Annotated in this window: 22 protein-coding genes and 1 pseudogene; 12 read left to right on the top strand and 11 right to left on the bottom strand. The window is 62.8% G+C overall.

What is annotated here, in order from left to right:
- Nucleotides 1-30: 30 nt before the first annotated feature.
- From ACIGHL_RS20975 to ACIGHL_RS20995, 5 genes are all read right to left on the bottom strand, one after another.
- The gene (locus tag ACIGHL_RS20975) at nucleotides 31-1,458 is read right to left on the bottom strand and encodes a cbb3-type cytochrome c oxidase subunit I (RefSeq protein ID WP_128121569.1); all 1,428 of its coding nucleotides are present in this window, start codon (nucleotides 1,456-1,458) and stop codon (nucleotides 31-33) included.
- Nucleotides 1,459-1,461: 3 nt separating this feature from the next.
- Nucleotides 1,462-1,902 (bottom strand): c-type cytochrome, encoded by a 441-nt coding sequence (locus ACIGHL_RS20980; RefSeq protein ID WP_045430055.1) that lies wholly within the window; start codon nucleotides 1,900-1,902, stop codon nucleotides 1,462-1,464.
- Between the two features lie 550 nt (nucleotides 1,903-2,452).
- Nucleotides 2,453-2,704 carry a cytochrome C oxidase subunit IV family protein gene (locus ACIGHL_RS20985; RefSeq protein ID WP_045430061.1) on the bottom strand — a complete coding sequence of 84 codons (252 nt, stop codon included), beginning with the start codon at nucleotides 2,702-2,704 and terminating at the stop codon, nucleotides 2,453-2,455.
- Between the two features lie 10 nt (nucleotides 2,705-2,714).
- On the bottom strand, nucleotides 2,715-3,299 hold the full coding sequence (locus ACIGHL_RS20990; protein ID WP_216706975.1) for a cytochrome c oxidase subunit 3: 585 nt from the start codon (nucleotides 3,297-3,299) through the stop codon (nucleotides 2,715-2,717).
- Nucleotides 3,283-4,062, bottom strand: coding sequence for a CbbQ/NirQ/NorQ/GpvN family protein (locus ACIGHL_RS20995; RefSeq protein ID WP_181690046.1), 780 nt, complete (start codon nucleotides 4,060-4,062; stop codon nucleotides 3,283-3,285). Before ACIGHL_RS20995 ends, ACIGHL_RS20990 begins: the two co-directional genes overlap by 17 nt.
- A gap of 381 nt (nucleotides 4,063-4,443) precedes the next feature.
- Between ACIGHL_RS20995 and ACIGHL_RS21000 the strand changes: the two genes are divergently transcribed.
- The 12 genes from ACIGHL_RS21000 (at nucleotide 4,444) to ACIGHL_RS21055 (ending at nucleotide 15,161) form a co-directional block, all read left to right on the top strand.
- Nucleotides 4,444-6,153: a nitrite reductase gene (locus ACIGHL_RS21000; RefSeq protein WP_045430070.1), complete on the top strand. Its 1,710-nt coding sequence runs from the start codon at nucleotides 4,444-4,446 to the stop codon at nucleotides 6,151-6,153.
- 52 nt (nucleotides 6,154-6,205) lie between these two features.
- Entirely contained in the window at nucleotides 6,206-6,520 is a 315-nt protein-coding gene (locus ACIGHL_RS21005) for a c-type cytochrome (protein ID WP_045430072.1), read from the top strand.
- Between the two features lie 17 nt (nucleotides 6,521-6,537).
- A complete protein-coding gene (locus ACIGHL_RS21010; RefSeq protein WP_181690041.1) occupies nucleotides 6,538-6,879 on the top strand; it encodes a c-type cytochrome in 342 nt (113 codons plus the stop codon).
- Complete coding sequence (locus ACIGHL_RS21015) at nucleotides 6,876-8,054, top strand: cytochrome D1 domain-containing protein (protein ID WP_046164068.1); 1,179 nt, start codon at nucleotides 6,876-6,878, stop codon at nucleotides 8,052-8,054. The genes ACIGHL_RS21010 and ACIGHL_RS21015 overlap by 4 nt, the downstream gene beginning before the upstream one ends.
- Before the next feature lies 1 nt (nucleotide 8,055).
- Nucleotides 8,056-8,514: an Lrp/AsnC family transcriptional regulator gene (locus ACIGHL_RS21020; RefSeq protein ID WP_128121567.1), complete on the top strand. Its 459-nt coding sequence runs from the start codon at nucleotides 8,056-8,058 to the stop codon at nucleotides 8,512-8,514.
- Entirely contained in the window at nucleotides 8,511-9,026 is a 516-nt protein-coding gene (gene ahbB / locus ACIGHL_RS21025; RefSeq protein WP_045430081.1) for a siroheme decarboxylase subunit beta, read from the top strand. Before ACIGHL_RS21020 ends, ahbB (ACIGHL_RS21025) begins: the two co-directional genes overlap by 4 nt.
- Entirely contained in the window at nucleotides 9,019-9,462 is a 444-nt protein-coding gene (locus ACIGHL_RS21030) for an Lrp/AsnC family transcriptional regulator (protein ID WP_128121566.1), read from the top strand. Before ahbB (ACIGHL_RS21025) ends, ACIGHL_RS21030 begins: the two co-directional genes overlap by 8 nt.
- Nucleotides 9,437-9,958 carry a siroheme decarboxylase subunit beta gene (gene ahbB, locus ACIGHL_RS21035; protein ID WP_128121565.1) on the top strand — a complete coding sequence of 174 codons (522 nt, stop codon included), beginning with the start codon at nucleotides 9,437-9,439 and terminating at the stop codon, nucleotides 9,956-9,958. The genes ACIGHL_RS21030 and ahbB (ACIGHL_RS21035) overlap by 26 nt, the downstream gene beginning before the upstream one ends.
- Nucleotides 9,959-10,374: 416 nt before the next feature.
- The gene (gene nirJ / locus ACIGHL_RS21040; protein ID WP_216706976.1) at nucleotides 10,375-11,556 is read left to right on the top strand and encodes a heme d1 biosynthesis radical SAM protein NirJ; all 1,182 of its coding nucleotides are present in this window, start codon (nucleotides 10,375-10,377) and stop codon (nucleotides 11,554-11,556) included.
- Nucleotides 11,557-11,620: 64 nt separating this feature from the next.
- Nucleotides 11,621-12,466, top strand: coding sequence for a uroporphyrinogen-III C-methyltransferase (cobA, locus tag ACIGHL_RS21045; protein WP_128121563.1), 846 nt, complete (start codon nucleotides 11,621-11,623; stop codon nucleotides 12,464-12,466).
- The gene (locus tag ACIGHL_RS21050; RefSeq protein WP_128121562.1) at nucleotides 12,457-13,950 is read left to right on the top strand and encodes a nitrite reductase; all 1,494 of its coding nucleotides are present in this window, start codon (nucleotides 12,457-12,459) and stop codon (nucleotides 13,948-13,950) included. The genes cobA and ACIGHL_RS21050 overlap by 10 nt, the downstream gene beginning before the upstream one ends.
- A gap of 350 nt (nucleotides 13,951-14,300) precedes the next feature.
- A complete protein-coding gene (locus tag ACIGHL_RS21055) occupies nucleotides 14,301-15,161 on the top strand; it encodes a LysR family transcriptional regulator (protein WP_216706977.1) in 861 nt (286 codons plus the stop codon).
- 38 nt (nucleotides 15,162-15,199) lie between these two features.
- Here ACIGHL_RS21055 and ACIGHL_RS21060 read toward each other — a convergent pair whose 3' ends face one another.
- The 6 genes and pseudogenes from ACIGHL_RS21060 to ACIGHL_RS21085 form a co-directional block, all read right to left on the bottom strand.
- Nucleotides 15,200-16,339 carry an HPP family protein gene (locus ACIGHL_RS21060; RefSeq protein ID WP_128121561.1) on the bottom strand — a complete coding sequence of 380 codons (1,140 nt, stop codon included), beginning with the start codon at nucleotides 16,337-16,339 and terminating at the stop codon, nucleotides 15,200-15,202.
- Between the two features lie 106 nt (nucleotides 16,340-16,445).
- The gene (locus ACIGHL_RS21065) at nucleotides 16,446-17,615 is read right to left on the bottom strand and encodes an HPP family protein (protein ID WP_128121560.1); all 1,170 of its coding nucleotides are present in this window, start codon (nucleotides 17,613-17,615) and stop codon (nucleotides 16,446-16,448) included.
- Nucleotides 17,616-17,901: 286 nt separating this feature from the next.
- Nucleotides 17,902-18,264 carry a CZB domain-containing protein gene (locus ACIGHL_RS21070; RefSeq protein ID WP_241509277.1) on the bottom strand — a complete coding sequence of 121 codons (363 nt, stop codon included), beginning with the start codon at nucleotides 18,262-18,264 and terminating at the stop codon, nucleotides 17,902-17,904.
- Nucleotides 18,248-18,646: pseudogene (locus ACIGHL_RS21075) on the bottom strand (methyl-accepting chemotaxis protein); the annotation flags it as partial. The pseudogene ACIGHL_RS21075 and the gene ACIGHL_RS21070, both read right to left, overlap by 17 nt.
- A gap of 395 nt (nucleotides 18,647-19,041) precedes the next feature.
- Nucleotides 19,042-19,785 (bottom strand): SDR family NAD(P)-dependent oxidoreductase, encoded by a 744-nt coding sequence (locus tag ACIGHL_RS21080; RefSeq protein WP_128121559.1) that lies wholly within the window; start codon nucleotides 19,783-19,785, stop codon nucleotides 19,042-19,044.
- A gap of 104 nt (nucleotides 19,786-19,889) precedes the next feature.
- A complete protein-coding gene (locus ACIGHL_RS21085) occupies nucleotides 19,890-21,080 on the bottom strand; it encodes an NnrS family protein (protein ID WP_128121558.1) in 1,191 nt (396 codons plus the stop codon).
- Nucleotides 21,081-21,625 lie beyond the last annotated feature (545 nt).

The following is a 21,625-nucleotide window of genomic DNA, read 5'->3' on the forward strand; positions in this document are numbered from 1 at the left end:
CCGGGCCGTCGATTACATCGGTGTCTTGCCTCAGGCCGCAACGACGGCCGCAGGTACATCCGCGGTGACCCGCCCACGCTGCCTGAAGCTGCAGAGGTAGAGCACCAGCCCGATGAGGAAGAACACCCCAGCGACCAGCCGCAACCAGAAGAACACAGCCAGTTGGTCAGCGGTATTCATGAAGGACATCGCTGCCCCGTCAGCCGGAATCCGCTGCAACCAGACCTGCACCACGCCAGCGGCGGTGAGGAACAGGGTGATCGCGACCATCGACAGCGTCATCAACCAGAAGCCCCAGATCTCGATGCGCTGAGCCCGTGCATCCGGCGCCTCACCCAGGCCACGCAGACGCGGCATGGCGTAGCTGATCATGGTCATCACGATCATGGCGTAGGCACCGTAGAACGCCAGGTGGCCATGCGCTGCAGTCAACTGCGAACCGTGGGTGTAGTAGTTCACCGGAGCCAGGGTATGGAGGAAGCCCCACACGCCAGCACCCAGGAACGCAGTCACGGTAGTGCCGATGGCCCAGAGCGATGCGGCCTTGTTCGGGTGCTGACGGCGACGACGGTTCACCATGTTCAGCGAGAACAACACCATGGCGAAGAACGGCAGCGGTTCCAGGGCAGAGAAGATCGAACCCAGCCACAACCAGACCTCAGGCGCACCAATCCAGAAGAAGTGGTGACCGGTACCGATGATGCCGGTGATCAGAGCCATGGCGATGATCACGTAGAGCCACTTCTCGATCACTTCGCGGTCGACACCAGTGATCTTGATCAGGACGAATGCCAGCATCGAACCCATGATCAGTTCCCACACGCCTTCAACCCACAGGTGCACCACGAACCACCAGTAGTACTTGTCGCGCGCCAGGTTTTCCGGGTTGTAGAAGGAGAACAGGAAGAACACTGCAAGCCCGATCAGGCCGGTCATCATGACCATGCTGATGGCGGTCTTGCGGCCCTTGAGCAGGGTCATCCCGACGTTGTAGAGGAAGCCCAGAGCGACCACGACAATGCCGATCTTGGTGATCGTCGGTTGCTCGAGGAACTCCCGGCCCATGGTCGGCAGCAGCTCGTTGTGCGTCAGCTCGGCAAGACCGGCGTAGGGCACGAACAGGTAACCGAGAATGGTCAGCACGCCGGCTGCTGCGAACACCCAGAACAGGATGATCGCCAGTTTCGGGCTGTGCAGTTCGCGGTCGGCTTCCTCAGGGATGAGGTAGTAGGCCGTGCCCATGAAGCCGAACAACAGCCAGACGATGAGCAGGTTGGTGTGAACCATGCGTGCCACGTTGAAGGGCAGCAGTGGAAACAGGAAGTCACCGACGACGTACTGCAGGCCCATGATCAGGCCGAACACAATCTGCCCGACGAAGAGCATCAGCGCAAATACGAAGTAGGGTTTAGCGACGGCCTGCGATTGGAACTTGAGATGCGGATTCATAACGCTCATCTCTCAGCCCTCCTTGTTTGGCGGCCAGTTATTGGTATCGATCTTCGATGTCCACTTGAGGAATTCGGCCATATCGTCGACTTCCTGCTCGCTCAGATTGAACTGAGGCATCGATCTGCGTCCGGGTACGCCCAGCGGCTGAGCCTTCATCCAGGCCTGCAGGAAGGGCTTGAAAGCCGCATCCTCACCGCGTCGAACGAAGACGTTGCCCAGTTCCGGCGCAAAGTAGGCGCCTTCACCAAGCAGGCTGTGGCAGCCGATGCAGTTGTTGTTTTCCCAGACCGCTTTGCCTCGCACCACTGCTTCGGTCAGTTCCGACTCATTGGATCGCTCTGGAAAGGTCTGCTCTGTGTGATAGGTCAGGCCCAGAAATACCAGGAAGAAGAACACGCTTCCCCCGAAGTAGATGTTTCTGGCCATTCCCTTGGTAAAGGTCTCGGACATGGTCGCCTCCTCATGTTGGCGTGGCCAGTTTAAGAAGGGAGCTATCGAAACCTGCTTGATAGCAATCAAGAAAAACCTGAACACGGTACTGGGTCTTTCCCTACCCACGCGAGAGCCGGTTTTGCAGGCGCAAGCGACGCGGCAAAGCCGTATAGGGTGGGCTTCAGGAGCAAACGGTGGGCTGAAGCCCACCCTACGGTTCTATGGACCCAGGGCACCAGGAAGCGCCCATAGGCGCGCGCAGGTGGGTCGGTTGCGGCCCCGAAATACAAAGCGGGCGCCAGCAAGCTCGCTCCTAGGAAGAACGGAGCAAGGCCGCGCAAGGCTCGTGCACGGGTTCAGCCGCAACTGCGCGTAAGCAAAGCCCGCCGGCCTGGCTACAAATTGTCGGCGCACGGCTGTCCGGTGTAGGAGCCAGCTTGCTGGCGATCCGGGCACGCTAGCTACTCCATCAACACAAAGAGAATCCCCACCACGCAATCCTTGGGCGCGGTCGGGGGCGCCTAGCCTTGTCCGCGAAGCCCGCTTGCTGGCGATCGTAGTTCGTCACCTACACCATCATTGCGAACAGAATCCCGCACGCCATCGCCAGGGGCCAGCCGAACAACAGCAGGCGCCACATGACCGGCGCATGGCGCAGCTCCATGAAGCCTTCGGTGATCACCCAGGCCTTGATCAGCGCGACGGCCAGCACGGCGCAGGCAAGCAGCAGCGTCGAGCCGGCGTTGCCGAGCAGTACGGTGGCCGTAGACAGGACGGCCAGCGCCAGCCAACACCCGATCAGCACCTTTGAAGCGGACATCACGGTCTCCTCAGTTGATGACGTAGACCAGCGGGAACAGCAACACCCAGACCATATCGACCATATGCCAATAGAGCACCCCGGATTCCAGCCCCGCGCAGTCCGCCGCTGGGTAGAGGCCGCGCTGGCAGCGCATGGCCATCCAGCCGAGGATCACCATCCCCAACAGCACATGGAGAAAATGAAAGCCGGTAAGAATCCAGTACAGGGTGAAGAAGGTGTTGTGCTCGAGCCCCAGCCCCATCGATGACAGATGACCGTACTCGTTGAGCTTGAGCACGACGTAAACGCAGGAGGTCGCCAACGCAGCGACCAGCAGTAGCGCCCCCCGCCCAGGCCGTGTTGCCCGCACCTGCTCCACGGCCAGCGCCGCGAACAGGCCGGACGTCAGCAGGCTGAGGGTCAGTGCGAGCCCCATGGAGCTGTCCAGCGCTGCGCGGCTGTGCCTGAACAGCTCTGGGTTAAGCACCTGGGTCACGGCGAAGGCCAGGATCAGGATGGCGAAGACGGTCAACTCGGCGAGGATAAAGAACCACATCGCCAAATCGCCCGGCAGGCGCCGGGAGAGGCTGGTGCGGTCAACCGAAATGGACATCGACCACATCCATCAGCGCCGCGACGGTTTGCGGATCGTCCGACAGCGGCTCGGCCAGGCAAGCCATGCAGGCCTCGCGCGGGCTCATGCCGGAGCGAATCATCCGCGCGGTGAAAATCAGCAGGCGGGTCGAGGCGACTTCTTCCAGGTCATGCTGTTCGAGCCGGCGCAGGGCCTGCCCCAGCTTGACCACCTGCGCCGCCAGTTCGGCGTCTACCTGCGCCTCGTTGGCAACGATACGCTGCTCATCGGCCGCTGGCGGATAGTCGAAACGCATGGCGACGAAACGCTGCCGGGTGCTCGGCTTCATACCCTTGAGCAGATTCTGGTAACCCGGGTTGTAGCTCACCACCAGCATGAAGCCCGGTGGTGCTTTCAAGGCTTCGCCAGTGCGCTCGATGAACAGCTCGCGCCGATCGTCCGCCAGCGGATGCAGCACCACGGCGGTGTCCTGCCGGGCTTCGACCACCTCGTCCAGGTAGCAGATACCACCTTCGCGCACGGCGCGGGTCAGCGGGCCGTCCTGCCACCAGGTGCCCTGGGCACCGATCAGATGACGGCCAACCAGATCGGCGGCGGAGAGGTCGTCATGGCAGGCCACGGTATACAGCGGCAGGTCCAGCCGGTGCGCCATGTGCTGCACGAAGCGGGTCTTGCCGCAGCCGGTTGGGCCCTTGATCAGCACCGGCATGCCATGCTTCCAGGCCTGCTCGAAGAGCACCTCTTCGTTGCCCAGCGACTGGTAGAACGGAGCACCGCTCATGCCGACAAGGTTCTCGGGCGCGTTCATTGGCAATACCTCACTGCAGCGGTTGGATTTGACTAGCACCACGCTAATCGTCACCCCGCCGCCCCTCAAGCCGTCCGCCAGCGAAGCTTGATTACGGTCAAGCCCGACTCGAAATGAGCCGATGCGCGTGCGTCACCATCGGCGTTTGACGTGCGCTTTTTCCCTTTTCCCGCCTGATTTATCCGCCCCCGCGACACGACGTCACGCCTGGCGTATCCCGGATCGACTCTTGATTGCCATCAAGCGCTTTCGCACAGAGCCGGCCATAGGATGCAAGCGCATACAGCAAGACCCGGGAACTGCCACATCGCCGTCACTAGCAGGAACCGCACGAAGCGGTCAGAGGAGATCACTATGAGCAAACCCATACTGGCGGGCTTCATCGCCGGCTTTTCAATGCTCGGCCTGGCAGTTGCCCAGGCTGCGATGAATCCAGAAAACGCCGATGCCGCCTACAAGGGCCAAGCCTCCGCTATCGATCCGGCCAGCGCCCAGGTGGTCCATTCGCCCGGTGCACCCGACCTGAACGCCGCCGAATTCGAGCAGGCCAAAGAGATCTATTTCCAGCGCTGCGCCGGCTGCCACGGTGTGCTGCGCAAGGGTGCAACCGGCAAGGCACTGACGCCGGACATTACCCAGGAACGCGGACAGGCCTATCTCGAGGCGCTGATCACTTACGGCTCGCCCGCCGGTATGCCCAACTGGGGCACCTCCAACGCGCTGAGCAAAGACGAAATCACGCTGATGGCCAAGTACATTCAGCACACCCCGCCAACCCCGCCCGAGTGGGGGATGGCCGAGATGAAGAATTCCTGGAAGGTGCTGGTCAAACCGGAAGACCGACCAAAGAAGCAAATGAACAAGCTGGATCTGCCCAACCTGTTCTCCGTCACCCTGCGTGACGACGGCAAAATCGCGCTGATCGATGGCAAGAGCAAGGAAATCATCAAGACCATCGACACCGGCTACGCGGTGCACATCTCGCGCATGTCCGCCTCCGGCCGTTATCTGCTGGTGATCGGTCGCGACGCCAAGATCGACATGATCGACCTCTGGGCCAAAGAGCCGCTGAAGGTCGCCGAGATCAAGGTCGGCATCGAAGCCCGCTCGGTGGAAACCTCCAAGTTCAAGGGTTACGAAGACAAGTACGTGATCGCCGGCGACTACTGGCCGCCGCAATACACCATCATGGATGGCGAAACCCTGGAGCCGCTGCAGATCGTCTCGACTCGGGGCATGACCGTGGGCACCCAGGAATACCATCCCGAACCTCGCGTGGCGGCAATCATCGCCTCCCACGAGCATCCGGAGTTCATCGTCAACGTCAAGGAAACCGGCAAGGTGCTGCTGGTCAACTACGAGGACATCGACAACCTGACCACCACCATGATCGGCACCGCGCCGTTCCTGCATGACGGCGGCTGGGACGTCAGCCACCGCTACTTCATGACGGCAGCGAACAACTCCAACAAAGTCGCAGTGATCGACTCGAAAGAGCGCAAGATGGCTGCGTTGGTCGATGTGGGTAAAATCCCGCATCCGGGTCGCGGCGCTAACTTCGTGCATCCAAAGTTCGGTCCGGTCTGGGCGACCAGCCACCTGGGCGACGAGACCATCTCGCTGATCGGCACCGATCCGGACAAGCATCCCGATCAGGCCTGGAAAGTAGTCGAGACGCTCAAGGGCCAGGGCGGCGGTTCGCTGTTCATCAAGACCCATCCGAAGTCCAACCACATCTACCTGGACACCACCTTCAACCCGGACGCCAAGATCAGCCAATCGGCAGCGGTGTTTAACATCGACGATCTGGGCGCAGGCTTTACCGTGTTGCCAATCGCCGAATGGGCCGGAGTGACAGACGGTGCCAAGCGCGTCGTGCAACCGGAGTACAACGAAGCGGGCGACGAGGTCTGGTTCTCCGTCTGGAGTGGCCAGGACGAGCAATCGGCTATCGTCGTGGTCGATGACAAGACGTTAAAGCTGAAAAAGGTGATCAAGGACAAAAGGTTGATTACCCCAACCGGTAAATTTAACGTCCATAACACTCAGCACGACGTGTACTGAGTAAAACCGGGGGGGACGCCAAGATCCCCCCCTAGCCTTGAGGAAGTAACTCATGAAAAAAGTTCTCATCCCACTGCTCGCCCTCGGCGGCGCGATGGTCCTGCAGCCTGCCGTGGCTCAGGACGGTGAAGCGCTGTTCAAGAGCAAGCCCTGCGCGGCCTGCCACAGCATCGACGCCAAGATGGTCGGCCCGGCCCTGAAGGAAGTCGCCGCCAAGTACGCCGGCCAGGAAGGCGCTGCCGATCTGCTCGCCGGGCACATCAAGAACGGCACCCAGGGTAACTGGGGTCCGATCCCGATGCCGCCAAACCCAGTCACCGAAGAAGAAGCCAAAACCCTCGCCGAGTGGGTTCTGAGCCTCAAGTAACAGCCAAGGAGGACATCATGTTTAAGTCCCGACACGCAGTATTCGGTTTGGGGCTCAGCCTGGTGTCCCTTCTTCCCCTTTCCACTGCCCTGGCCGATACGCCCACCGCTGCCCGCCAGGCACAGCTCGAACACCTGCTGGTGCAGGACTGCGGCTCCTGCCACGGTCTGCGCATGACCGGCGGCCTCGGCCCCGCACTGACCCTCGACGCCATCGCCGGCAAACCCCGTGAAAGCCTGATCGCCACCGTGACCCACGGTCGGCCCGGCACCGCCATGCCCGGCTGGAACGCGCTGCTCAATGAGCAGGACATCGCCTGGCTGGTCGATTTACTCCTCGAAGGATACCCAACGCCATGATCCGTCCGTCTTTGCTGCTCGCCATTGCCAGCCTGTTGCTCGGTGCCTGCGCCGAGCAACCGCTCCGCGGCACCGGCGATCTGGGTGTGGTGGTGGAGCGCGCCAGCGGTAGTCTGCAAATCGTCGAAACCAGTGGTCAGACGCGCCTGGCCCGTATCGAGGGGCTGGGTGACCTGTCCCACGCCTCGGTAGTGTTTTCCCGCGACGAACGCTTCGCCTATGTGTTCGGTCGTGACGGCGGCCTGACCAAGGTCGACCTGCTGCGCCAGCGCATCGACAAGCGCATCATTCAAGGCGGCAACAGCATCGGCGGCGCCATCAGCCAGGACGGCAAGCTGATTGCCGTCGGCAACTACGAGCCCGGCGGCGTCAAGGTCTTCGATGCCGACACGTTGGAGCTGGTGGCCGACATCCCCGCCACGCCGCTGGCCGACGGCAGCCGCAACTCGCGCGTGGTTGGCGTCATCGACGCGCCCGGGCGGCGCTTCATCTACAGCCTGTTCGACACCCATGAAACCTGGCTGCTGGACTTCAGCCAGGGCAACACTCCGCAAATCACCCGCTTCGAGAACGTCGGTAAACAACCCTACGACGCCCTCCTGACCCCGGACGGTCGTTACTACATCGCCGGCCTGTTCGGCGAGGACGGCATGGCCAAGATCGACCTCTGGCACACCGCCCGCGGTGTCGAGCGGATCATCGACGGCTACGGCCGCGGCGAGGCAGCGCTGCCGGTCTACAAGATGCCGCACCTCGAGGGCTGGACGGTCGCCGGTAACCAGACCTTCGTTCCGGCCATCGGTCATCACCAGGTGCTGGTTATGGATTCACAGAGCTGGAAGCAGACCGACGCCATCGATGTCGCCGGCCAGCCCGTGTTCGTCATGGCTCGCCCGGACGCCCGTCAGATCTGGGTCAATTTTGCCCACCCGGACAACGGCAAGGTGCAGGTGATCGACAGCGAAACCCACGAGATCATCGCCCAGCTGGAACCCGGACCGGCCGTGCTGCACATGGAATTCACCGCCCGTGGCGACCAGCTCTGGCTGTCGGTACGTGACGGCAACGAGGTGCAGGTCTGGGACCCCTATACGCTGAAGCTCCTCAAGCGCCTGCCCGCCGACAGCCCGAGCGGTATTTTCTTCAGCAGCCGCGCACACGAAACGGGGTTGTGACATGCAGATCGACTCCCTCAGCCGCCGTCTGATCGACCGTTTTCAACACGGCATGCCGCTGTGCGCCGAACCCTATCGCGCCATGGCCGATGCCCTTGAGTGCAGCGAAGACGAGGTACTGGCCTGCCTCGAACAGCTGGAAAGCAGCGGCGGCCTGTCGCGCATCGGCCCGGTGTTCGAACACAGCCGCGCCGGCGCCAGCACCCTGGTCGCCCTCGCCGTACCCGAAGCGCAGCTGGAAGAGATCGCCGAACAGATCAACCGTTATCCCGAGGTCAACCACAACTACCTGCGCGAGCATCATTACAACCTCTGGTTCGTGCTCACCGGCCCGGACCGCGCCCGCATCGATGCGCTGTTGCTACAGATCGAAGCCGAGACCGGCCTGGTCCCGCTGGACCTGCCAATGCAAGCGGCCTACCGCATCGACCTCGGCTTTCCCATCGGAGACGCGCCATGACATCACTCCTGAACGACCTCCAGGCATTGCAGTTGCGTCGCCTGCTTGAAGCCGGCCTGCCACTGGCCGCACGTCCCTATCAGGTGCTGGCCGAGCGCGTGGGTGCCAGCGAAGAGGCGGTGCTGGAACAGGTCCGGCGCTGGAGTGATAGCGGCTTGTTCCGGCGCATGGGGCTGGTCATCAAACATCGTGCGCTGGGCTTTCGCGCCAATGCCATGCTGGTGATGGATATTCCGGATGAGTGCGTCGACGAGGTCGGCCGCAAACTCGGCCAAGCGGCGGGTGTGAACCTCTGCTACCAACGGCCGAGGCGCTTACCGGACTGGCCGTACAACCTGTTCTGCATGGTTCACGGTCGTGAGCGCGAACAGGTCTGTCGACTGATCGAACAGATGCTCGCCGAGAACGGGCTGCATGACGTTCCGCACCAGCTGCTGTTCAGCACCCGCGCGTTCAAGCAGTGCGGCGGGCGTTACGCACCGCCGGCGAGCCAGGTGGCCGCCCATGGATGACCTTGACCGGCGCCTGATCAATCGCCTGCAACTCGGCGTGCCGCTGGTCCGCCATCCCTGGCAGGCGCTGGCCGAGGAACTGGATGCCGACGCCGCGCAGCTGCGCGAACGCGTTCAGGCGCTGCTCGACGACGGCACCCTGACCCGCTTCGGCCCGATGTTCGACATCGAACGCCTCGGCGGCGCCTTTACCCTTGCCGCACTTTCGGTACCCGAAGCGCGCTTCGACCGTGTCGCCGAGCAACTGGCGGCCATGCCCGCGGTGGCGCACAACTACCGCCGCGAACACACCTGGAACATGTGGTTTGTGCTCGGCTGCGCGACACCCGAAGGCATCGCCCAGACGATCGCCTGCATCGAAGCCGAGACGGGCCTACCGGTGCTCAACCTGCCCAAGGAGGAGACCTACCATGTCGGCCTGCACTTCCCGGTCTGAACCGTCAGACGCACACGAATCGATGGAACTGGCGAAACGCCTGGTCGAACTCACCGAAGCGGGCCTGCCCCTGGTGGATGATCCCTGGGCCTGGCTGGCTGAACGGCTGGGGACCAGCATCGAAGTCACCCTCGAACTGCTGCAACGGCTGCAGACAGAGGGCGCCATCCGCCGCATCGCCGCCGTGCCCAACCATTACCGCCTGGGCTATCGACACAACGGCATGACCGTCTGGGACGTGGACGACGCAGAGATCACCCGCCTCGGTCCGTTGATCGGTTCGCAGGCCTTCGTCAGCCATTGCTACCGTCGCCCGCGCCAGCCGGGCTGGCACTACAACCTGTTCGCCATGGTCCATGGCCGCAGCGCCGAGGAAATCGAGGCCTACCGTGCCGAGATTCGGCAGCTGCTCGGCAGCGCCTGCCGGGCCGAGGAAATGCTGGTCAGCAGTCGCATCCTGAAAAAGACCGGGCTGCGTGTGAGCAGTCGTCGCTAAAAACCCGTAGGGGTCTGGCCTTGGTCACACATGCAAGGCCTGCTCATGAATGGCGCTAGACGATCGAAACCCGCCCAGGTCTCGAGCGCACCGTTCGGCGCAATGTTGGATGGCCCATTTGGCTCGGCTTGTTCCGTGCCCTGGCAATGAATTCATCGGCGGGCTGAAGAGTACTGCCGAAGTGCCGTTCGTAGGGTGGGCTTCAGCCCACCGTTACCTCTTTTTGGTGGGCTGAAGCCCACCCTACGGGCCTGAGCGGCACCAAGGCTGGACCAGGCCTATTTAGCCCCGTGTCGCGATGCCCCTTCCCGGACCATGGCTTTTATTGTTTCCAGTCAAGGATTGGCGAGTGTCGCTCGGGGATGCTGCATCTATCGAACCGCGCAACCAAGCGTGATGCGGCAGGAGAAACGCTCATGTTGAGAATCAGCCATTACCTGCGTGCCCTCGCCCGGCCTGCCATGCCGGTACTGGGCGCGCGCAGCCCCGGTGCAAGCCGGCCGCCCGTAGTGATCTGGAACCTGCTGCGGCGCTGCAACCTGACCTGCAAACACTGCTACGCGACGTCGGCGGACAGCGTGTTTCGCGACGAGCTGGATACCGCCGAAGCGTTCAAGGTCATTGATGACCTCCACGAAGCGGGCGTGCGCGTACTGATCCTGTCAGGTGGCGAACCGCTGCTGCGCGACGACATTTTCGAGCTGTCCGAATACGCCCGCGAGAAAGGCTTCTTCGTTGCCCTGTCTACCAACGGCACGCTGATCGATGAGCGCAATATCGACCAGATCGCTGCCGCCAAGTACGACTATGTCGGCATCAGCATCGACGGGCTGGAAGCGGTCCATGACGACTGGCGCCAACTCAAGGGCAGCTTCGCCGCCTCGATGCACGCCATCGACCTGTGCCGCCAACATGGCATTCGTGTCGGCCTGCGCACCACCCTGACCCAGAACAACTACCCGCAGCTGCCTGCTCTACTGGCGCTGATGCGCGAGCATGACGTGCAGAAATTCTACCTCTCGCACCTCAACTACAGCGGCCGCGGCAAGCGCAGTCGCAAGGCCGACGCCCATCACCAGATGACCCGCGACGCCATGTACCAGCTGTTCGAGCAAGCCTGGGACGACGTGCAGAACGGCCGCGAAACCGACTTCGTCAGTGGCAACAACGATGCCGACGCCATCCTGCTGCTGCAGTGGGTGGAAACCCATCTGCCACAGCACCGCGATCGTCTGGAGCAGATGTTGCGCGCCTGGGGCGGCAATGCGTCGGGTGGCGGCATCGCCAATATCGACAACATCGGCGACGTGCACCCGGATACCTACTGGTGGCAGCACACCGTCGGCAATGTGCGGCGCCAGTCGTTCCGTGAACTCTGGATGGACAATCCCGAGCCGCTGCTCACCGAGTTGCGCCAGCACCCCCGGGCTGTGACCGGACGCTGCGCCGAGTGCCGCTGGTTGTCGATCTGCAACGGCAACACCCGCACCCGCGCCTGGGCTGAAGGCAACCTCTGGGGCGAAGACCCCGGCTGCTACCTCAGTGACCAGGAGATCGGTCTGCCACAACCGCAGTGCATTCCCAGCATCGCCATTTGACCAAGAGCGGCCCCAAGGCCGCCCCGTACATACCGCCAGCCCGATGAGATTCTCAGGAGTTCGCATGGATCAGCCAACCACTCTCCCCGCTTCCCTTGGCGCGACCCTGGCCCCGGGCGAAGTCGCGCTCGTCGGCGCCGGCCCCGGCGACCCAGGCCTGCTTACCCTGCGTGCCTGGAGCCTGCTCCAGCAAGCCGATGCCGTGGTCTATGACCGCCTTGTCAGCGACGATCTGATGAAGCTGATACCTGAGCGCTGCGCACGCCACTACGTCGGCAAGACCAGCGGCTACCACAGCCTGCCGCAGCCGCAGATCAATCAGCTGCTGGTGGATCTGGCGCAGCAGAACCTACGCGTGGTGCGCCTCAAGGGCGGCGACCCCTTTATCTTCGGCCGCGGCGCGGAAGAGCTCGAATACCTGCTCGCCCGTGGCATCAACGGTCAGGTGGTGCCAGGCATTACCGCCGCAGCGGGTTGCAGCGCCTATGCCGGGATTCCGCTGACTCACCGCGACCTGGCGCATTCCTGTCAGTTCATCACCGGTCACCTGCAGGAAGACGGCGCCCTGCAGCTGCCCTGGAGTAGCCTGGTCGAGGGCAAGCAGACCCTGGTGTTCTACATGGGCCTGGCCAGCCTTGGCGAGATCTCGCGCAACCTGATTGCCGCCGGCCTGCCGGTCGACACCCCCGCCGCGTTGATCGGCAACGGTACCCGTGCCGATCAGCAGGTGGTGCGCTGCACACTGAAACAGCTGCCCTCGATGGCGCAGGCACAACAACTGAAACCCCCTACCTTGACCGTGATAGGGCAAGTGGTCGGCCTGTTCGCCAATCAATCACTGGAGTTTCCGGCGCGCCTATTTGCCGAGCACAGTTCACAGGAAGCGGTTCTGGAGGCGTTATGCGACTGATCCCCTTCGCCCTGCTCATGCTCTGCGGGGCCGTGCAGGCCGCCCCGGAGGCCGTGTCGCTGGAGCAGGCCGGCGTGCTCTATGAGCAACACTGCCAGAGCTGCCATGGCGCCAATCGTCTAGGCGGGGCCGGGCCCGCGTTGCTACCCGAGAGCCTCAGCCGAATCAAACCAGATGAGGCGCGCGCGGTGATCCACAACGGCCGTCCGGCCAGCCAGATGGCCGCATTCGGTGATCGCCTGAACCCTGCGCAAATCGATGCACTGGTCAGCTACCTCTACCAACCAGCCGCCACACCACCGACCTGGAGCGATGCCGACATCCGCGCCAGCCATCGCATCCTCACCGACGTCGACGCGCTGCCGAGCACACCGCAGCACAGCGCCGATCCGCTCAACCTGTTCGTCGTGGTCGAGGCCGGCAACCATCACGTGCGCGTACTGGACGGTGATCGCTTCGAGGAGCTGGCCAACTTCCAGTCACACTTCGCCCTGCACGGCGGGCCGAAGTTCTCGCCGGATGGCCGCTTCGTCTACTTCGCCTCGCGGGACGGCTGGATCAGCGTCTACGACTTGCACAACCTGACCATGATCGCCGAGGTACGGGCCGGGCTGAATACCCGCAACCTGGCCGTAAGCAACGACGGGCGCTGGGTGCTGGTGGGCAACTACTTGCCGGGTAATCTGGTGTTGCTGGATGCCCGTGACCTGTCGTTGGTCAAACACATCCCGACCCTCGGCGCAGACGGCACCCAATCGCGGGTCAGCGCCGTTTACACCGCACCGCCGCGTGACAGCTTCGTGGTGGCGCTGAAAGACGTGAAAGAAGCCTGGGAAATTTCCTACGCCGGCGAGCCGGATTTTCAGCCACGGCGCATCGAGGCTGCCGACTTCCTTGACGACTTCTCGTTCACGCCGGATTACCGCTATCTGCTGGCCACCTCGCGCAAGGCACTCGGCGGGCAGGTCATCGATCTCGATACCGGCAAGGCCGTCACTGACATTCCGTTGCCGGGCATGCCGCACCTGGGCTCGGGCATCTACTGGAAACGCGGCGGCAACTGGGTATTCGCCACGCCCAACGTAAGCAAGGGTCTGATTTCGGTGCTCGATCTGCAGAGCTGGAAACTGATCAAGGAAATCCCCACCGAAGGGCCGGGGTTCTTCATGCGCAGCCACCTCAACTCACCCTACGCCTGGACCGACGTATTCTTCGGCCCCAACAACGATGCGGTGCATTTGATCGACAAGCAGACCCTGGAGGTCGCCCATACGCTAAGGCCGATGCCTGGGAAGAATGCTGCACATGTCGAGTTCACCAACGACGGTCGCTACGCGCTGCTTAGCGTCTGGGACTCCGATGGCGCGCTGATCGTCTATGACGCCAAGACATTGAAAGAGATCAAGCGCATTCCGATGAACAAGCCGTCCGGCAAGTACAACGTCGGCAACAAGATCGAATACGCCGAAGGCACCTCGCACTAAAGGCAAACGACGATAAAAGTGTCTGGACGATCGGCGTCAACCTGCACGGATTTTCGCCCAATAAGCAGGGTGGGCTTCAGCCCACCATGAGCGAGCAGGAAACGCCCCCGGAGGACCGAAGCGCAAAGCCGCCCAACCCACAAAGCTCGCGATTACCTCCACCAAGTAGGGTGGGCTTCAGCCCACCAAGAGGCGCAGAAAAAGCGTGCAAGACAGCTGAAGCGCAACACCGCCCGACCCAAACCTCGAGTGCTATTACCCCCAACTGTCCAGCCTGGAACCCCCTTTCGGCTTTTATCTTTCATTCCAACCTGCTTTCATATCAAACCCTTTGATATGAGCACGCTTTCATGGACATTGATCTCGCCCGCACCTTTCTCGAGATCATTCGCAGTGGCAGCTTCGTCGCCACGGCCGAGCGGCTGCATATCACCCAGACCGCAGTCACTGCACGGGTGCGCAGCCTCGAAACGCAGCTCGGCTGCCGGCTGTTCGTGCGCAACCGCGCCGGTGCGCGGTTGACCAGCGACGGCGAGCGTTTCGTCACCTATGCCACCCAGCTGGTGCAGGCCTGGGAAACCGCCCGACGTGAGCTGCCCCTGCCGCGCGGCTATGACAAGCTGCTGTCGCTGGGCGCCGAAATCAGCCTGTGTAACCCATTGATGCTGGCCTGGGTCCAGCGCCTGCGCCAGATGATGCCCGACCATGCCTTTCGTAACGAGGTGGCCAGTGGCGAGGAGCTGCAGAAGCAGCTAGGCCTCGGCGTGCTGGATGCGGCGTTGGTGCATCAGCCCGAGTACTGGCCCGGGCTGCAGGTCGAGCAGTTGCTCGAAGAAAAGTTGATCCAGGTGGTTCACAGCTACATCCCCGAGCCTTATCTGTACGTCGACTGGGGTCCGGCATTTCGTAGCCAGCATGACCGTGCCCTGCCGGAGCACATCCGCACCGCGCTTTCCTTCAGCCTCGGCCCGCTGGCGCTGCAGTATCTGCTGCAGCATGGCGGTCGCGGCTACTTTCGCACGCGCGTGGTCCAACGCTACCTTGACGAAGGCGTGCTCAAACGGGTCGAGCAGGCGCCCGAGTTCAGCTACCCGGTCTACCTGGTGTACCCGCATGCCGCCGAGTCGCCGGCGTTGCAGCGTGCCGTTGCGCTGCTGCGAGAAGCTGCCGAAGAGGAATACGACTGGTCGCGCTGGAACTATGAAATCTAGCCGGACGAATCCAGACAAAACGCCAGGACAACGACGCCTCAGCTGCTCAGCCGCTTCATCCAGTTCTGGTACAGCCCGGCGACCAGATCGCTCTGGGTGATCATGCCGACCAGGCGCTGCTCGGCGTCGACGACGGGCAAGCAAGACATGCGGCGGTCGGCCAGCAAATGGACCAGATCGGCCAGATGCGCGTCTTCATGCACCGAGACCGCCGGCGCGCTCATGATCCCCTCCACCCGCACCTCACGGCCGAACGTCAGCCGCCGCAGGTTGAGCCGTGACGGGCTGGGCTCGAAGTGCTGCAGCAGATCGGTCAGGGTGAGAATGCCCACCAGCTTGCCGCTGCCTGGCTCGAGCACGGCCAGCGAATGCAGACGGTGCCGACGCACGATGTCCCAGGCCTGACGTATCCGGGCCGCTGGGTCGACCCAGTGCAACTCGCGGCACATGATGTCGGCAGCGGTGACGGTACCCATGCTGCGGCGAATGGCATGAGTCTCGGTGCGTTTGATCAAGTCCACTAAATCGTCGCGAGTGACGTCGACGTATTCACCGAAATCCTCCAGCGCACGGTCCACGTCATCGCTGGTGAAGCTCATGTGCTCCTCACCCAGCGGGACACTGCCAGTCTGCTCTGCGCTACTGGCCGCGCGCGGTTTGGGATAGGGATGGCGCGTGAGGTTGTTGTAGACCAGCGCAGCGGCAATCAGCAGCAGCGAGTTGAAGGCCACCGGGATCAGCAGGCCATACCCCAACTCGCTGATCCCCGGCCCGCCGATGGCGGCGACCATCGCCAGCGCACAGCTTGGCGGATGCATGCAGCGCAGCAGGAACAGACAGGCGATGGCCAGGCACACGGCCAGGACCGCCGCTGCCACGGTGGGCAAGGCACTGGCGCCCAGCGCGATGCCAATGGTCACCGCAATGAGGTTGCCACCGAGCACTGACCAGGGTTGGGCGAAGGGACTCGACGATGCACTGAAGAGGATCACCGCCGAGGCGCCGGCTGGCGCGACGATATGCAGCGTGACCGGGCCGCCGAACAGCCAAAGACCAATGGAAACCATTGGCAGCACCACCAGACCCACGCCGATCACCGCGCGCAGCCATTCCTTCGGCCCCACGCTCAATGGCACCGGAAAGAAGGATCGCAGCCAGTCGTTGAAAGGGTCTTGCATGGGCTCGGCTTGGAAGAGATATAGCACTCAGGCACTGCGACTATGCCACAGGTTCCGGCAGTGCCTTCCGCGGGCTGCGATGCAGGGCGCGATGACCCACTGCCAGTCAGGCGTCATCCCAGCAGGCCGTGGGCGCTTCAGTCGGCAAGTGTTTCAGCCAGTTCCGATAGAGCGCCGCGATCAGATCGGTCTGGGTGATCATGCCGACCAGGCGCTGCTCGGCGTCCACCACCGGCAGGCAGTGCAGGCCCTTATCGGAGAGCAGGAACACCAGATCGACCATGTGCGTGTCCGGGTTAACCGTGACCACCGGCGTACTCATGATCGAGCGCAGCCGTGCGCCGCCTGCGCGTTTCAGTTGGCTGAGACGCAGACGCGCCGGCGTCGAGCGCAGATGCTTGAGCAGGTCGACCAGCGTGACGATGCCGAGCAGCTCACGGCTCTCGCCCTTGACCACCGGCAACGAATGCAGACGATGCTCGCGCAGGCTCTGCCAGGCCCGCTGAATGGAGCAGTCCGGGGTGCCCCAGTAAAGATCGCGGGACATGATATCGGCGGCGGTTATCTCGCCCATGCTGCGCCGCAACGCATGCTTTTCGGTCTGTTTGATCAGCTGTGCCAGATCATCCCGGGTGACGTCGACGTATTCACCGAACTCGGCCAGCGCCCGCTCCACGTCGTCATCCCTGAAGCTCATGCGCTCGCTGGGCAACGGGTCATGGGTGTGATGAGTGTTGCCTTTCTGCGGGCGCGGCTTGGGGTAGGCATGTCCGCTGAGATTGTTGTAGAGCAGCGCCACCACCACCAGCAGCAACGAGTTGAACGCTACCGGGAAGAGCAACTGGAACCCGTAGGCGTGCAGCTCCGGACTGCCGACCACCGCCACCAGCGCCAGCGCCGCACCCGGCGGATGCAGGCAGCGCAAGCCGAACAGGCAGATGATCGCCAGCGCCCCGGCCAGGCCGGCCGCCATCGCCACAGGCAAGGGGCTGGCACCCAGCGCGATACCGATGGCAGCGGCCAACAGATTGCCGCCGATCACCGACCATGGCTGGGCGAAGGGGCTCGACGAGGCCGCGAACAGCAACACCGCGGACGCAGCCGCCGGCGCAGCCAGCGGCAGGGTGACAGAGATTCCGAACACCCAGGCGCTGAACGGGATAACCAGCAACAACGCCAAGCCGATGCCCGTTGCGGCACGCAGCCATTCAGCGGGGCGCGCCGATAAAGGCACGGGCGCAAAGGATCGACACCAGTCTAAAAGGCGTTCCTGCATGGTTCCTGCTTGCGTTGAGTCTGTTGATCGCCTCCACACCCAACCGCTTGCATGACGGGCCGTGTCAGACGATCAAAGGAGGTCCGATGCCTCAAATAAGGGCACCGGACGAATCGGGCGCACATTGTCGGTGCGCGCCGGACCCAACGCTAATGAATAGTATTGATTCTTTGCTGCAGTATTTTTGCTATCAAAGTTTCTAGCTGGCTTGTCTCATCTGCAGCAACAGGCAAGCCCTGACGCGATCGGACGGTTAAAGACACGGAAATATGGCTTACCGAGTCTGCTAACACGCTTGGCTGATAGCAGGCCGCGCCTCTTTCTCCTGCTCGCCAATCAGCGCCGCAACGATGCGCATCACCTCGAGATTGGCCTCTTCCATCTCGCTCATATGGCCGAGCGCGTCTTCCAGCGCCTGCCGACGAAACGCCTCGATGGCCTGCTGGCCCTGTTGATGGACGGCCGTGTGCGGACGTTCGATCTGCGGAAAGTGCTCCAGCCGGTGCATGCCGCGATTGGTTTCCCCGTAGTACCAGCGACCGAAGCGACACTCACGCTCGCTTGGCAAAACCGGCGCTTGCTGGCTGTCCGAACCGAGCACCTGGTTGTAGACGACGAACTTGAGCGACAGCTCATCGAGGTTGGCCAACCTCGATGCCCGCACGGAACGAGGAACGCTCGATCCCGTGGCGCATATTGCCGGCCAACTGATGCAGGTGCTGCATGGCCGCCACGGCCCGTTCGGTGGTACGGCTGAACCCCTGCGCGAGGCCACCCTGCACCTGGATATAAGCGTGAACGCTGGCGATCTCGGCCTGCACCTGAGTGATTTCCTGAACGATATCAGCAGTAGCCAATGCGGTCTTTTCCGCCAGGCTGCGGATTTCCCCTGCAACCACAGCGAAGCCGCGACCGGCGTCACCAGCCCGCGCCGCCTCGATGGCCGCATTGAGGGCGAGCAAGTTTGTCTGGCTGGCGATGCCGCTAATGAGATCGACGATACCGTTGATCTGTTGCGAATGGGCCGCAAGGGCGTCGACCTGCTGCGAAGCCTGGCTAAGCCCGCTCTCCATCTCGACCGCCTTGTTCTGTAGCTCGCCAAAATGCTGCTGATTGCTCAACGCGGCGTCAGCAACCTGCTCGGCCTGCGTGCGGTTTTCGCTGAGCTGGCCAGTGAGGTATTCGAACGAGTCGCCCAGATGCTCGACCGAATGGCTGAAGCGGACCAGATTGCCCGCAACGCCGCGGTAATAGTCCAGCTGGTGTTGCCCATCGACGCTGGCGGCGGCGGCAGCGGCTGCCTGTGCCTCCAGCACTGCGATACGCGCGGCTTGCTCCGCGCAGGTTTGCTGCAGCCGATCATGCTTCAGCTGCAGATCGCGGGCGGCTCGTTTCCATCTGAAAAACATGGTCTGCCTCGCGGGGTTCAGTGAAGCGTGTAGCCGTTGTCGACCACCCAATCCTGGCCGTAGACGCCACGGGCGCCCTGCGAGAGCTGGAACAGGATGACGTTGGCCACCGCAGAGGACTCGAGGAAATGTCCCGGAAGCAAACGCTGAGTGACGCCTTCGGCCACCTGTTCGAGTTGCTCATCGGGCAGCCCCAGCGTGCCCCAGATCGCGGTGGCAGTCGGACCCGGAGAGACCACATTGATACGCACACTCAGCGGAGCGAACTCCACCGCCAAGGTGCGAGCATGTGCGACCAGTGCGGCTTTGCTGGCGATATAGGCCGCCAGCCCCGGGAAGGTACTGCGCGTCAGGAAGGTGCCGATGAACACCACCGATGCGGGCTTGGCCAGCTCGGCACGCAACGCCCCCAGGGTATTCAGGGCGCCGGCTCCATTGACCGCCCACTGGCGCTCGAAACAGGCCACATCGAGGCTGTCGCCCAGCTCGGCGATGCCCGCGTTCGGCACCAGATAGTCCACCGGCCCCAGTTCGGCAGCCCGACGCGCCAGCAGCTGCAGGTCGTTCGCTGAGGTCACGTCGCCCTCGACCCAGTGCAGGTGCTCAGGATAGGTTTCCATCAACTGCGCCAAACCGCCCAAGCTGCGCGACATGGCCAATACCCGCGCACCACGCTGCAGCAGTGCGGTGCACAGCGCCAACCCAATACCCGAGCTGGCACCGGTGACGACGGCCAGGCGTTCATTGAATTCATTTTTCATCATCATCTCCGATGCCGGCAATTGCCGGGCCGCAGGCTGCCCGTCCCGGAATGGGCAGGCAGCATTTCTTTAGGGGTTGGCGGGATAAGAGGTTTGTTCAGCGTCTAGCCTGGGTGGCCATCGACCCGCGTGGTGACCAGCATCGGTGCATAGCGCCAGGCATACAGGGCGAACGCCAGCGTCCAGCAGATCGCGGCAAGCCACAGGCCAGTCAGTGGCCATTCGGTAACCAGAAACACCCGCGAGGCCGCACCGAGGTTGAACAATACGAAGGCGCTGACGATACCGGACGGCAGCTGCAACGGCCGGCCGGTATGCCCGAGCGTGACGCGAGCAATCATGGCCAGGATCAAGCCGCCCATGGAACCGACCGACAGCGCGTGCAACGACGAGCTGGAGCTGTCCAGCAGACCGAAATTCCACAGCGCCAACCCGGTTGCGGCGATCACCAGCCAGAGCATGGCTAGGTGCAGCGACCACAACAACGGCACGCGCCAGATGCCGCTGTCGTACCAGCGCGCCAGCCGCAGCAGATGCCCGGCGCCAATGGCGAGAAACAGCACGCCGAGCCCGAGGTTCTGTTGCAAGGCAACGCCGGCGGCGTATAGCGCAGCGATCAGACCGGTGCCCACCAGCAACGCTACGTCCAGCCAGAGCCGCGGCTTGACCGCTTCGGTGCGGCCAAGACCACGCTGGGTGAAGAAAGGAATCACGCGTCCGCCGATGATGGCCATCAGCGCCGCCACCAGCCAAAGCCCAGCGAGGACACCTTGGCGCTGCAAACCGTCATCGCCCAGCGCGATGCCACAGAGCACCAGCACATCGGCGGCCGTCATCAGACCGAGCACGGCGATGATCGGGTAGTTGCGCTTCTGCCTGGCCACCCAGAGCATGCGCGCCATCAGCCCGGTCACACCCAGCATGAACAGCAGATCGAGCGGAATCAGCAGCGCCAACGGCAGCCCGAACAACCAGCCGAGACGCGCCAGCAGCCAGACTACGGCCAGCGCTATCAGCCTGTTGCCCGATACGCCAGGCTGACCGGTCCAGGTCTGCCCCGCCGTGAGCAGAAAGCCCGCAACGATAGCCATGGCGAAGCCGAACAGCATTTCGTGGCGGTGCCAGGACAACCAGCCACCGGTTGGCTGGAAGCCCGGCCAGAGGCCAGTCCACGCAGCGATCCACAAAGGAATAGCGAGCAGCGCGAAGAGGCTGCCGGCGAGAAAAAACGGGCGAAAGGCGAGCCGCCACACGGGCGGGATACTCAAGGCTTTTCGCCGATCGATAACTTGCACAAAGGCCTCCTGAGCTTGCTCGTATCTGCCTGGAGGGGCAAAGCCCTGCCGGTCAGAACAGTGATCGCTCCGGAATCGCGGAGCCAGGCCTACTTTTTACAGGGTTGGGGGCTTTGGCAGACTTGATTGCAATCATCTTTTTTTTTGGAGGGAGCCTGGCGGCGACCGCCGGCAGGTCTCTACGAGCTCAGACCCAGCACGTCGAACGCACCGGCTCAGTAGGAGCCAGCTTGCTGGCGATCCACACTCGCCCAGGCAACCGGCACCAAGCGGACGCCGAACCATGATCGCGAGCAAGCTCGCTCCTACGAAAAGCGTACCGATGTTGAGTCAGCTTCGTGAACAGCGGGCGAACACGCGCCGCTTCCTGTAGGCCCGTAGGGTGGATCACGCTTCATCGATCCACCGGGTGGCGCTCCACGGAACCAAACCGAGTCACGGTGGATGTAAAAAGCGCCATCCACCCTTGTATCTCGACTACCACGCTATGTTGGGGTGATAGTTCCCGACTGATCATCGGGGGAAGGTCAGGAAGCCGTATCCAC

The sequence above is a fragment of the Pseudomonas sp. NPDC077451 genome (genome assembly GCF_044543345.1).
Classification (GTDB): Bacteria; Pseudomonadota; Gammaproteobacteria; order Pseudomonadales; family Pseudomonadaceae; genus Stutzerimonas.

Bases quoted from the DNA above. Each gene is read 5' to 3' on its own strand.
- ACIGHL_RS20975 (WP_128121569.1), bottom strand. From the start codon at position 1,458: ATGAGCGTTATGAATCCGCATCTCAAGTTCCAATCGCAGGCCGTCGCT.
- ACIGHL_RS20980 (WP_045430055.1), bottom strand. From the start codon at position 1,902: ATGTCCGAGACCTTTACCAAGGGAATGGCCAGAAACATCTACTTCGGG.
- ACIGHL_RS20985 (WP_045430061.1), bottom strand. From the start codon at position 2,704: ATGTCCGCTTCAAAGGTGCTGATCGGGTGTTGGCTGGCGCTGGCCGTC.
- ACIGHL_RS20990 (WP_216706975.1), bottom strand. From the start codon at position 3,299: ATGTCCATTTCGGTTGACCGCACCAGCCTCTCCCGGCGCCTGCCGGGC.
- ACIGHL_RS20995 (WP_181690046.1), bottom strand. From the start codon at position 4,062: ATGAGCGGTGCTCCGTTCTACCAGTCGCTGGGCAACGAAGAGGTGCTC.
- ACIGHL_RS21000 (WP_045430070.1), top strand. From the start codon at position 4,444: ATGAGCAAACCCATACTGGCGGGCTTCATCGCCGGCTTTTCAATGCTC.
- ACIGHL_RS21005 (WP_045430072.1), top strand. From the start codon at position 6,206: ATGAAAAAAGTTCTCATCCCACTGCTCGCCCTCGGCGGCGCGATGGTC.
- ACIGHL_RS21010 (WP_181690041.1), top strand. From the start codon at position 6,538: ATGTTTAAGTCCCGACACGCAGTATTCGGTTTGGGGCTCAGCCTGGTG.
- ACIGHL_RS21015 (WP_046164068.1), top strand. From the start codon at position 6,876: ATGATCCGTCCGTCTTTGCTGCTCGCCATTGCCAGCCTGTTGCTCGGT.
- ACIGHL_RS21020 (WP_128121567.1), top strand. From the start codon at position 8,056: ATGCAGATCGACTCCCTCAGCCGCCGTCTGATCGACCGTTTTCAACAC.
- ahbB (WP_045430081.1), top strand. From the start codon at position 8,511: ATGACATCACTCCTGAACGACCTCCAGGCATTGCAGTTGCGTCGCCTG.
- ACIGHL_RS21030 (WP_128121566.1), top strand. From the start codon at position 9,019: ATGGATGACCTTGACCGGCGCCTGATCAATCGCCTGCAACTCGGCGTG.
- ahbB (WP_128121565.1), top strand. From the start codon at position 9,437: ATGTCGGCCTGCACTTCCCGGTCTGAACCGTCAGACGCACACGAATCG.
- nirJ (WP_216706976.1), top strand. From the start codon at position 10,375: ATGTTGAGAATCAGCCATTACCTGCGTGCCCTCGCCCGGCCTGCCATG.
- cobA (WP_128121563.1), top strand. From the start codon at position 11,621: ATGGATCAGCCAACCACTCTCCCCGCTTCCCTTGGCGCGACCCTGGCC.
- ACIGHL_RS21050 (WP_128121562.1), top strand. From the start codon at position 12,457: ATGCGACTGATCCCCTTCGCCCTGCTCATGCTCTGCGGGGCCGTGCAG.
- ACIGHL_RS21055 (WP_216706977.1), top strand. From the start codon at position 14,301: ATGGACATTGATCTCGCCCGCACCTTTCTCGAGATCATTCGCAGTGGC.
- ACIGHL_RS21060 (WP_128121561.1), bottom strand. From the start codon at position 16,339: ATGCAAGACCCTTTCAACGACTGGCTGCGATCCTTCTTTCCGGTGCCA.
- ACIGHL_RS21065 (WP_128121560.1), bottom strand. From the start codon at position 17,615: ATGCAGGAACGCCTTTTAGACTGGTGTCGATCCTTTGCGCCCGTGCCT.
- ACIGHL_RS21080 (WP_128121559.1), bottom strand. From the start codon at position 19,785: ATGAAAAATGAATTCAATGAACGCCTGGCCGTCGTCACCGGTGCCAGC.